The organism is Delftia sp. WSY_12, from assembly GCF_043104645.1.
Lineage (GTDB): Bacteria > Pseudomonadota > Gammaproteobacteria > Burkholderiales > Burkholderiaceae_C > Comamonas > Comamonas tsuruhatensis.
Genome location: NZ_JBICKW010000018.1, coordinates 34,606 through 43,927, shown reverse-complemented (window position 1 = coordinate 43,927; position 9,322 = coordinate 34,606). Strand labels below are relative to the sequence as shown.

General features: G+C 65.7%; 11 protein-coding genes. 3 read left to right on the top strand and 8 right to left on the bottom strand.

All coding sequences use genetic code 11. The features are described 5' to 3' along the window. Positions 1-154: 154 nt before the first annotated feature. Entirely contained in the window at positions 155-577 is a 423-nt protein-coding gene (locus tag ACF8LI_RS11605) for a hypothetical protein (protein ID WP_016453927.1), read from the bottom strand. A gap of 131 nt (positions 578-708) precedes the next feature. Between ACF8LI_RS11605 and ACF8LI_RS11600 the strand changes: the two genes are divergently transcribed. Genes ACF8LI_RS11600 through ACF8LI_RS11590 form a run of 3 tightly spaced genes read left to right on the top strand, consistent with a single transcriptional unit; the run spans position 709 to position 2,307 of the window. Further along, the gene (locus ACF8LI_RS11600) at positions 709-1,539 is read left to right on the top strand and encodes a helix-turn-helix domain-containing protein (RefSeq protein WP_392412884.1); all 831 of its coding nucleotides are present in this window, start codon (positions 709-711) and stop codon (positions 1,537-1,539) included. Between the two features lie 43 nt (positions 1,540-1,582). Then, entirely contained in the window at positions 1,583-2,107 is a 525-nt protein-coding gene (locus tag ACF8LI_RS11595; RefSeq protein WP_012204357.1) for a zeta toxin family protein, read from the top strand. Beyond that, on the top strand, positions 2,104-2,307 hold the full coding sequence (locus tag ACF8LI_RS11590) for a hypothetical protein (RefSeq protein ID WP_012204356.1): 204 nt from the start codon (positions 2,104-2,106) through the stop codon (positions 2,305-2,307). The genes ACF8LI_RS11595 and ACF8LI_RS11590 overlap by 4 nt, the downstream gene beginning before the upstream one ends. Positions 2,308-2,470: 163 nt before the next feature. Here the strand turns inward: ACF8LI_RS11590 and ACF8LI_RS11585 are convergent, their stop codons facing one another. From ACF8LI_RS11585 to ACF8LI_RS11555, 7 genes are all read right to left on the bottom strand, one after another. Next, positions 2,471-2,782 carry a type II toxin-antitoxin system RelE/ParE family toxin gene (locus tag ACF8LI_RS11585; RefSeq protein ID WP_392412881.1) on the bottom strand — a complete coding sequence of 104 codons (312 nt, stop codon included), beginning with the start codon at positions 2,780-2,782 and terminating at the stop codon, positions 2,471-2,473. Continuing rightward, positions 2,779-3,030, bottom strand: a complete 252-nt coding sequence (locus ACF8LI_RS11580) for an antitoxin (RefSeq protein ID WP_012204354.1) — start codon at positions 3,028-3,030, stop codon at positions 2,779-2,781. Before ACF8LI_RS11580 ends, ACF8LI_RS11585 begins: the two co-directional genes overlap by 4 nt. Before the next feature lie 148 nt (positions 3,031-3,178). Beyond that, positions 3,179-5,770 carry a bifunctional aconitate hydratase 2/2-methylisocitrate dehydratase gene (gene acnB / locus ACF8LI_RS11575; protein WP_016450204.1) on the bottom strand — a complete coding sequence of 864 codons (2,592 nt, stop codon included), beginning with the start codon at positions 5,768-5,770 and terminating at the stop codon, positions 3,179-3,181. 63 nt (positions 5,771-5,833) lie between these two features. Beyond that, positions 5,834-6,415: a hypothetical protein gene (locus tag ACF8LI_RS11570; RefSeq protein ID WP_016450203.1), complete on the bottom strand. Its 582-nt coding sequence runs from the start codon at positions 6,413-6,415 to the stop codon at positions 5,834-5,836. Positions 6,416-6,446: 31 nt separating this feature from the next. Beyond that, positions 6,447-7,466 (bottom strand): CoA ester lyase, encoded by a 1,020-nt coding sequence (locus tag ACF8LI_RS11565; RefSeq protein ID WP_012204351.1) that lies wholly within the window; start codon positions 7,464-7,466, stop codon positions 6,447-6,449. Then, a complete protein-coding gene (tam, locus tag ACF8LI_RS11560; RefSeq protein ID WP_013803434.1) occupies positions 7,463-8,269 on the bottom strand; it encodes a trans-aconitate 2-methyltransferase in 807 nt (268 codons plus the stop codon). The genes ACF8LI_RS11565 and tam overlap by 4 nt, the downstream gene beginning before the upstream one ends. A gap of 14 nt (positions 8,270-8,283) precedes the next feature. Next, positions 8,284-9,270, bottom strand: a complete 987-nt coding sequence (locus ACF8LI_RS11555; RefSeq protein ID WP_012204349.1) for a malate dehydrogenase — start codon at positions 9,268-9,270, stop codon at positions 8,284-8,286. Positions 9,271-9,322 lie beyond the last annotated feature (52 nt).

The window sequence follows — 9,322 nt, the reverse complement described above, 5'->3', positions numbered from 1 at the left end:
TTGTACTGATGTGTCACCTATGAGTGTGAGTCGTACCGGCCGCCTTCTTTGATCTGACCTTTCTTGGCGAATCAAGAAAGGGCCGTCGGCTGCCGGGCCGAGACCCGGCCTCGAAAAACAACGGCCCGGCAGGGTCAAAACAAGCCCGCTGTAGTCATGACATGGCAACACGCGCACCGCCAGCCACATCGCGCGTGCGCCGCAACCCAGTCCACTGCAACTCAGCCAACACCACAACCACCAACGCCTGAGCCAACACCCACGCCACCCCCCAGGCAGACAACCCCAACCCACCAAACGCCAACAGCGCAACACAGCCCACAGCCCACCCCAAATTCCCCACAACCACCAGCCCGATCAACCGCCGCGGCACAGGCGAGCGCGCCGCCATCCACGCAGCCAGCAGCGCATAGCCCAGCAAAAACCAGCCTGTGGACTGCAGCAGCGCCAGAGGCAACCCCGTCACATCCGACAGCGGCTGCCCCGCCACCAGTTGCAAGGCGCCCGAGGCGGCGCAGGAAGCAGCATCGGCCCACATCACGCGGGGCAGGAAACGGGGGGAAGCGAACATCGACATGGCGAACTCCTTGAGAGCAACAGGCACACACCGTGCATGCCATGGACTGCATGGTCCGCCGCAGGCTGCACAGGGTCGATAACCTCGCAGGTCATGGCCGCCACGCCGGCCCCGCCGCTACGATGCGGACCATGACCTCCACCGCCCATCCACCGTCCGCGCGCTCGCCCTTCGGCGACCATCTGCGCCACTGGCGCCAGCACCGCCGCCTGAGCCAGCAGGGCCTGGCACTGGAGGCCGAGATCTCCACGCGCCACCTGAGCTATGTGGAAACCGGCCGCGCCCAGCCCAGCCGCGAGATGGTGCTGCGCCTGGTCGAGCGCCTGGGCGTGCCGCTGCGCGAGCGCAACGCGCTGCTGGTGGCCGCAGGCTATGCGCCCATGTACCAGGCCCGGCCGCTGGACCACCCGGATCTGGCCGCCGCGCGCCAGGCCGTGGACCTGGTGCTCAAGGGCCACGAGCCCAATCCGGCCCTGGCCGTGAACCGTCACTGGAACCTGGTGGCCGCCAACGCCATCGTGCCGCTGCTGCTGGCCGGCGTGGCGCCCTGGCTGCTGGAGCCGCCCGTCAATGTGCTGCGCCTGAGCCTGCACCCCGAAGGCCTGGGCCCGCGCCTGGCCAATGCAGCCCATTGGCGCGCGCATCTGCTGCACCGCCTGCAGCAGCAGATTGCCGCCACGTCGGATGCGCAGTTGCAGGCGCTGCACGACGAGATTGCCGCCTACCCGTTCAAGGAAGATGAAGCGGACTCACATGGCGCAGCACCTGCCAGCCACATCGCCGTGCCCTTCGCGCTGGACACCGACCATGGCCGGCTGAACTTCATCAGCACCATCACCATCTTCGGCACGCCGGTGGATGTGACGCTGCAGGAGCTGGCCGTGGAGTCGTTCTTTCCGGCGGATACCGCAACCCAAGTGTTGCTGAGCCAATTGAGATCAGGAACTGCAACGCACCCGTGAAAGAGCCCGCTTTCGCCGCAGGGGCGAGGTGGAGCGAAAGACCATGCCTATGGACAAGAAAATCATCATCATTGCGGGCCCCAACGGTGCGGGTAAAACCACGTTCGCCCGCTCTTTCCTGCCACAGGAGGCTCAGTGCCCCCGCTTCATCAATGCAGACCTGATCGCGGCTGGACTATCCCCCTTCGCACCAGAGACGGCCGCCATCAAGGCAGGACGCTTGATGCTGGACGAAATGGCCGCTTGCGCTGATCGTGGTGACAGCTTTGCTTTCGAGACCACTCTTTCAGGCCTGGGCTACCTGCGGCATATCGACCATTGGCGCTCGCAGGGCTACCGCGTTGATCTGTACTTTCTGGCCTTGCCCAACGCGCAGGCCGCTGTGGATCGCGTTGCGGAGCGTGTGAGCCAGGGCGGGCATGACATCCCAGAGCCAGTCATCCGCCGCCGTTTTGCCGCCGGACGTTCCAATTTCGACCAGCACTACAAAGCCAAAGTCGATACATGGGCTTTGTACGACAATGCGGGAGCCATGCCAGTGCTGCTCGAATGGAGAGAGAACACATGAAGACACCCGACATTTCCACAGCCAAGAACCCCGACCTGCGCGCATCGATGGCTGCGTTGCAGCGCGCCGCTGCGCTGGCCCGCAAGACAGCCATCCAGACGGATACCGGCATCGTCATCGTGCGTGATGGGCAAATCGTGCACGTATCGGCGCAGGAGCTGCGGCAGAGCGCCGAAAGCACGGAAAAGCACCCGGGCTGAATCCACTCAGCCGGCTAGTGCGATGGGCACGGCAAGGCCACAGTCACCAAAAAGCCCGCCAAGGCGGGCTTTGCTCATGGAGCCGGATCAGGCTGGACTCAGGCGCTCACGCCCTTGGCCACGTCCGCGTACTCTTGGAATCGAGACTCCAGCGTGCACTGCCTCAAGGCTTGAGCCTGTCGGCAAGCCGCGTCATCAAATCCATGCGCTCGTGCAGTATGGCGACCACCAAGGCGGGCGCATCTTCGCGCAGCAGACAAAACACATGGTGATGTTCGCAACGAGCCACGCGCAAACCGGGGAAGACTTCGCCGAGGTCCTTGACGCTAGCCTTTCCTGCCACCAGGCCGGCAATCCCCCGCTCCAATGCACCGATGTATTGCCTTACCTGTTCATCGCCCCATTGCCTGCGCGTATGGCGGATGATGTCGCGCAGGTCGGCTTCTGCCGCAGCGGTGAGCCGGTAATGTCTCAACGCCGCCCCTCGCCCAGCTCTTCATCAAGAATCTCTCCAATGCTCTTGCCGGAGACCTTGCCAGCAAGTCCTTCATTGATGCGCTCTCCCAGCACGGCCGCCAGTTCCTGCCACGCCTGACCGGCATCCGCGTCGCCGGGAAACAGTCGCTCAAGCGTGTATTGCTCGATCGTTTTGCCCTGCAAAGCGGCAGACGCCTGGAGGCTTTGGTGCTGCTGCGGGGTCATATCGATGGTCAGGCGGCTCATGGCGAGGCTCCACTGGTTCACTTGGTTTCCACGTTAGCACATGGTCAAAAGCATGCTTGCAGACATGCCAGATGCCCAGACAGACCCATCGCAAAAAGACAAAGCCCGCCGAAGCGGGCTTTGCTCATGGAGCCGGATCAGGCCGGACTCAGGCGCTCACGCCCTTGGCCACGTCCGCGTACTCTTCGATCTGGTCGAAGTTCATGTAGCGGTAGACGCTGGACTTGTCGGCATCGATCACGCCCATTTCCTTGAGGTATTCCTCCTTGGTGGGCAGCTTGCCCAGGCGCGATGCGATGGCGGCCAGCTCGGCCGAGCCCAGGAACACGTTGGTGTTCTTGCCCAGGCGGTTGGGGAAGTTGCGGGTCGAGGTGGAGATCACCGTAGCGCCTTCGCGGACCTGGGCCTGGTTGCCCATGCACAGCGAGCAGCCCGGCATTTCGGTGCGGGCACCGGCCGTGCCGAAGGCGGCGTAGTGGCCTTCCTTGATCAGCTCGTTCTGGTCCATCTTGGTGGGCGGAGCCACCCACAGCTTGACGGGGATGTCGCGCTGGCCGCCCAGCAGCTTGGCTGCTGCGCGGAAGTGGCCGATGTTGGTCATGCACGAACCGATGAAGGCTTCATCGATCTTGGTGCCGGCCACTTCGGACAGGAACTTGGCGTCATCGGGATCGTTGGGGCAGCAGACGATGGGTTCCTTGATGTCGGCCAGGTCGATCTCGAACACGGCAGCGTATTCGGCGTCCTTGTCGGCTTCGAGCAGGTCGGGCTTGGCCAGCCAGGCTTCGACCTTCTCGATGCGGCGCTGCAGCGTCTTGGCGTCGGCGTAGCCGTCGGCGATCATGTTCTTCATCAGAACGATGTTCGAGGTCAGGTACTCCTTGATCGGCTCGGGGTTGAGCTTGATCGTGCAGCCGGCAGCCGAGCGCTCGGCCGAGGCGTCGGACAGCTCGAAAGCTTGCTCGACCTTGAGGTCGGGCAGGCCTTCGATTTCGAGGATGCGGCCCGAGAAGATGTTCTTCTTGCCGGCCTTGGCCACGGTCAGCGCGCCTGCCTTGATGGCGTACAGGGGAATGGCATGCACCAGGTCACGCAGGGTGACGCCAGGCTGCATTTCGCCCTTGAAGCGCACGAGCACGGACTCGGGCATGTCCAGGGGCATCACGCCCGTGGCGGCGCCGAAGGCCACCAGGCCGGAACCTGCGGGGAAGGAGATGCCGATGGGGAAGCGCGTGTGCGAGTCGCCGCCCGTGCCCACGGTGTCGGGCAGCAGCAGGCGGTTGAGCCAGGAGTGGATCACGCCGTCACCGGGACGCAGGGCCACGCCGCCGCGGTTGCTGATGAAGGCAGGCAGCTCACGGTGGGTCTTGACGTCCACGGGCTTGGGGTAGGCAGCCGTGTGGCAGAAGGACTGCATGACCATGTCGGCCGAGAAGCCCAGGCAGGCCAGGTCCTTGAGCTCGTCGCGGGTCATGGGGCCGGTGGTGTCCTGCGAACCCACGGTGGTCATGCGCGGCTCGCAGTAGGTACCGGGGCGCACGCCCTGGCCTTCCGGCAGGCCGACGGCGCGGCCGACCATCTTCTGGGCCAGCGTGAAGCCGGCGTTCGAAGCAGCGGGCGCCTGGGGCAGGCGGAACACGGTGGAGGCAGACAGGCCCAGGAATTCGCGGGCCTTGGCGGTCAGCGAACGGCCGATGATCAGGTTGATGCGGCCGCCGGCGCGCACTTCGTCGAACAGCACGTCGCTCTTGAGCTGGAACTCGGCGACGGTCTCGCCGTTCTTGACCAGCTTGCCGTCATAGGGCAGCACGTCGATGACGTCGCCCATCTCCAGCTTGGAGACGTCCACTTCGATGGGCAGCGAGCCGGAGTCTTCCTGCGTGTTGAAGAAGATGGGGGCGATCTTGCCGCCCAGGGTCACGCCGCCGAAGCGCTTGTTGGGCACGAAGGGGATGTCCTGGCCCGTGGCCCAGACGATGGAGTTGGTGGCCGACTTGCGCGAGGAGCCGGTGCCGACCACGTCGCCCACGTAGGCGACCAGGTGACCCTTCTTCTTGAGGTCGTCGATGAACTGCATCGGGCCGCGCTTGCCGTCTTCCTCGGGCTTGAAGGCCGCGTCGGGACGGGTGTTCTTGAGCATGGCCAGGTAGTGCAGCGGGATGTCCGGACGGCTCCAGGCATCGGGTGCAGGCGACAGGTCGTCGGTGTTGGTCTCGCCGGGCACCTTGAAGACGGTGACGGTGATCTTCTTGTCCACTTCGGGGCGCGAGGTGAACCACTCGGCGTCGGCCCAGCTCTGCATGACTTCCTGGGCCTTGGCGTTGCCGGCCTTGGCCTTGGTGGCCACGTCGTTGAAGAAGTCGAACATCAGCAGCGTCTTCTTCAGCGCGTCGGCAGCGACGCCGGCGACTTCGGCATCGTCCAGCAGCTCGATCAGGGGGTGCACGTTGTAGCCGCCCACCATGGTGCCCAGCAGCTCGGTGGCCTTGGCCTTGGAGATGAGAGCCACCTGGATGTCACCGTGGGCCACGGCTGCCAGGAAGCTGGCCTTGACCTTGGCGGCATCGTCCACGCCCGGAGGAACGCGGTGCGTGAGCAGGTCGAGCAGGAAGGCGTCCTCGCCAGCGGGCGGGTTCTTGATCAGCTCGATCAGTTCGGCAACCTGCTTGGCATCCAGCGGCAGCGGGGGGATACCGAGCGCGGCGCGTTCGGCCACGTGGTCACGGTAGGCTTTCAACATGATTCTCTCTCCATGGTTTTCTAAAGTGGGGCTGCTTGCGGGACGCTCAGGTCCGGGCCTGGATTACTGGCCGGCGGGCTTGGGTGCTTCCAGCAGGCTGGGAGGCGGGTTCTTCTTGATGGCCTCGGCCACCTGAAGCTGGTCAGGGCTCATGCATTCGTCGGCCAGGCGCTGGCCGACCTTCTGGTTCATGAGCATGGACTTGTTGGCGATCTGCAGCCAGACGGCGCCGGCATGCTTGTCTTCCAGGCGCACGGTGCCGGTCGAGGTCTTGACGGGCGCCATGTGGTACTTGAAGCCCTTGCCGTCGATGTTGAAGTAGCCGGGGTTGGACTGGTCGGCCGTCACATTGACGAAGGCGCCCAGCTCGCAGGGAATGCGGCCGGTGTGCACGCGCTCCGAGATGGCCAGGTCTTCGGCGGACAGCGGCTGCTGGGCAGCAGCTGCCACGGCCGCCGCACCGCCGACTGCGGCAGCGCCGGCAGCGGCCTTGGCCGCAGTGGCCTTCTTGGCGGGAGCCTTCTTGACCGCAGGCTTGGCGGCGGCCTTGGCCGGAGCCTTCTTGGCAGGTTCGGCGGCGCTGGCGCCCAGGCCCATGGCCAGCAAGGGGGCTGCGATCAGGATGGAGGCGATAGCTGTCTTCATACGTTGGGCTCCTGCAAATTCCCGGTGTGGGCTAAGCAAGTGATTCTGATGCAAACCAGGGCTGCACCTGCGGGGGCAGCGCCTGGCCGGTCTGGTGGGCACGTGTGAGCAACTGCCAGAAATAGCGGTAGCTCGCCCGGTCATGTAATACACCATCCACGCTGACGGGCGCCCAGTCGGCGGCCTCGGCGGCGGTAAGTATTTGTGCGGCCTGCGCCACTTCGTCGGCCTGGGGCGCGAACGCGGCGAGGATGGGACGGATCTGGTCCGGGTGGATGCTCCACATGCGGGTATAGCCGAGCCGCCGTGACGCCTGTGTGGCAGCGGCCTGCAGCGCCTGTGGATTCCTGAACTCGGTGACCACGCAGTGCGAAGGCACCTTGCCGTGCGCGTGGCAGGCAGCTGCGATCTCCAGCTTGGCACGCACGACCAGCGGATGGTCGAACTGGCCGGCCGAGCCCATGGCCGAGGCGGGAATCGCGCCGCCATGGGCCGAGACGAAGTCCATCAGGCCGAAGGAAATGCTCTGCACGCGCGGGTGTGCGGCGATGTCGAAGGCACGGTGCACCGCGGCGGGCGATTCGATGAGCACATGCAGCGGCAGTTCGCGGCAGCCCAGTCGGCCCAGATGCCGCTCAGCCAGCAGCACGTCGTCCACGCTTTCCACCTTGGGCAGCATGAGGTGGCACAGGCGGTCGCCGGCCTCGCCGACGATGATGTCCAGGTCCTGCGCGAAGCTGGCGTGGTCCACGGCATGCACGCGCGCAGCCACGCGGGCGCCGGGCGCGGCATCACGCGCCAGCGAGGCCACCAGGCGCGCATGGGCTGCCTCCTGGCCCACGGGGGCGCCGTCCTCGCAGTCCAGCGTGACGTCGAACACGCAGGTGCCGAACTCGGCCATCATCTCGGCCTGCAACTGCAGGCTCTTGCGCATGCGCACTTCCACGCCGCTGTAGTGGTCACAGACGGGCAGGTGCAGGGCACCGCCCTGCGCATCGAGCAGCACCTGGGCCGGGTGTGCGCGAGAGGGTGTGGACGTGGCGGCGGTCATGGCTTGCGCTGGGCGACGATGAACAGGCGGGGGAAGGCCAGCAGGCGCCGGCCGTCGGCGCGCACGCCGTAGGCGGCGTCCACGCGGTTTTCGTATTCGGTGAGGAAGTCGGCCTGCAGGGCTTCGGGCAGGCCCTCGACGAAGGGCTTGAGGCCGGTGCCGCGCAGCCACTGGACGATGGCGCCGGCCGAGTCCATCGGATGCTGGTAGACGGTGTGCCAGACATCGACGGCGCCGGCCTCGACGCCGGCCTGCTCCTGCGGTCCGGCCAGCAGGTCGTAGTAGCTGCGGATGGGCAGGATGTCGGCCCGCACCTTGGCGGCATCGCCGATGTAGGCGGCAAACTTGGGCAGGCTGGCAATCTCGCGCATCACGCGGTGCGTGGCTTCCTGCCGGTTGTCGGGCATCTGTATCGCCAGCACGCCCCCTGGCGCCAGTTGGGCGAACAGGCGGGGTATCAGCGTTTCATGCTCCCCCACCCACTGGAGGGAGGCATTGGCATAAATCAGGTCGGGAGCGCTCTCGCCGGGGGCGGGCGTCCAGGAAGCAATGTCGGCCAGCGCGAAGCGGGCCTCAGGCAGATGCTGGCGCGCGGTGGCCAGCATCGCCTGGGAGTTGTCTATGCCGGTGATCGTGGCACCGGCATAGCGCTGTGCAAGCAGCTCGGTGGAATTGCCCGGCCCGCATCCCAGGTCCACCACATGGCGGGCCTGGGCCAAGGGCACACGCGCCAGCAGCTCGGCTGCGGGGCGCGTACGCTCATTGGCGAAACGCAGGTAAAGCGCGGGATTCCAGTCGAGCATGGCTTGCCGGCGGCTTACAGCAGGTGCTTGACGCCGTCCTGTTCGCCTTGCAGCTCGGCCAGGGTCTTGTCGATGCACTCTTGCGAGAAGGCGTCGATTTCCAGGCCTTCGACGATCTTGTACTCGCCGTTCTCGGTGGTGACCGGGAAGCCGAAGACGATGCCGGCGGGGATGCCGTATTCGCCGTTGGAGGGCACGCCCATGGTGACCCATTCGCCACCCGAGCCCAGGGCCCAGTCGCGCATGTGGTCGATGGCAGCGTTGGCAGCCGAGGCAGCCGAGGACAGGCCGCGCGCTGCAATGATGGCGGCGCCACGCTTGCCGACGGTGGGCAGGAACACGTCCTTGTTCCAGGCCTGGTCGTTGATCTTGGCCTTGACGCTTTCACCGTTGACGGTGGCGAAGCGGTAGTCGGCGTACATCGTGGGCGAGTGGTTGCCCCAGACGGTCAGCTTGCGGATGTCGCCGACCTTGAAACCGGCCTTGGCAGCCAGCTGCGATGCAGCGCGGTTGTGGTCCAGGCGCAGCATGGCGGTGAAGTTCTTGGCCGGCAGGTCCGGAGCCGACTTCATGGCGATGTAGGCGTTGGTGTTGGCGGGGTTGCCGACGACCAGCACCTTCACGTTGCGCGAGGCCACGGCGTTCAGCGCCTTGCCCTGGGCCGTGAAGATCTGTGCGTTGGCAGCCAGCAGGTCGGCACGTTCCATGCCGGGGCCGCGGGGACGCGCGCCGACCAGCAGGGCGTAGTCGGTGTCCTTGAAGGCTTGCAGGGGGTCGGAGTGGGCTTCGATGCCGGCCAGCAGGGGGAAGGCGCAGTCTTCGAGTTCCATGATCACGCCCTTGAGCGCGTTCTGGGCCTTCTCGTCGGGAATCTCCAGCAGTTGCAGAATGACGGGCTGGTCCTTACCCAGCATTTCGCCGGAGGCGATGCGAAACAGCAGGGCGTAACCAATTTGACCGGCGGCACCGGTGACGGCGACACGAACGGGCTTCTTGCTCATGATGAAACTCCAGGGATGGGGAAAAAATCAGGTGTTATCGGCGCCAGGTCGC

Bases quoted from the DNA above. Each gene is read 5' to 3' on its own strand.
- ACF8LI_RS11605 (WP_016453927.1), bottom strand. From the start codon at position 577: ATGTCGATGTTCGCTTCCCCCCGTTTCCTGCCCCGCGTGATGTGGGCC.
- ACF8LI_RS11600 (WP_392412884.1), top strand. From the start codon at position 709: ATGACCTCCACCGCCCATCCACCGTCCGCGCGCTCGCCCTTCGGCGAC.
- ACF8LI_RS11595 (WP_012204357.1), top strand. From the start codon at position 1,583: ATGCCTATGGACAAGAAAATCATCATCATTGCGGGCCCCAACGGTGCG.
- ACF8LI_RS11590 (WP_012204356.1), top strand. From the start codon at position 2,104: ATGAAGACACCCGACATTTCCACAGCCAAGAACCCCGACCTGCGCGCA.
- ACF8LI_RS11580 (WP_012204354.1), bottom strand. From the start codon at position 3,030: ATGAGCCGCCTGACCATCGATATGACCCCGCAGCAGCACCAAAGCCTC.
- acnB (WP_016450204.1), bottom strand. From the start codon at position 5,770: ATGTTGAAAGCCTACCGTGACCACGTGGCCGAACGCGCCGCGCTCGGT.
- ACF8LI_RS11570 (WP_016450203.1), bottom strand. From the start codon at position 6,415: ATGAAGACAGCTATCGCCTCCATCCTGATCGCAGCCCCCTTGCTGGCC.
- ACF8LI_RS11565 (WP_012204351.1), bottom strand. From the start codon at position 7,466: ATGACCGCCGCCACGTCCACACCCTCTCGCGCACACCCGGCCCAGGTG.
- tam (WP_013803434.1), bottom strand. From the start codon at position 8,269: ATGCTCGACTGGAATCCCGCGCTTTACCTGCGTTTCGCCAATGAGCGT.
- ACF8LI_RS11555 (WP_012204349.1), bottom strand. From the start codon at position 9,270: ATGAGCAAGAAGCCCGTTCGTGTCGCCGTCACCGGTGCCGCCGGTCAA.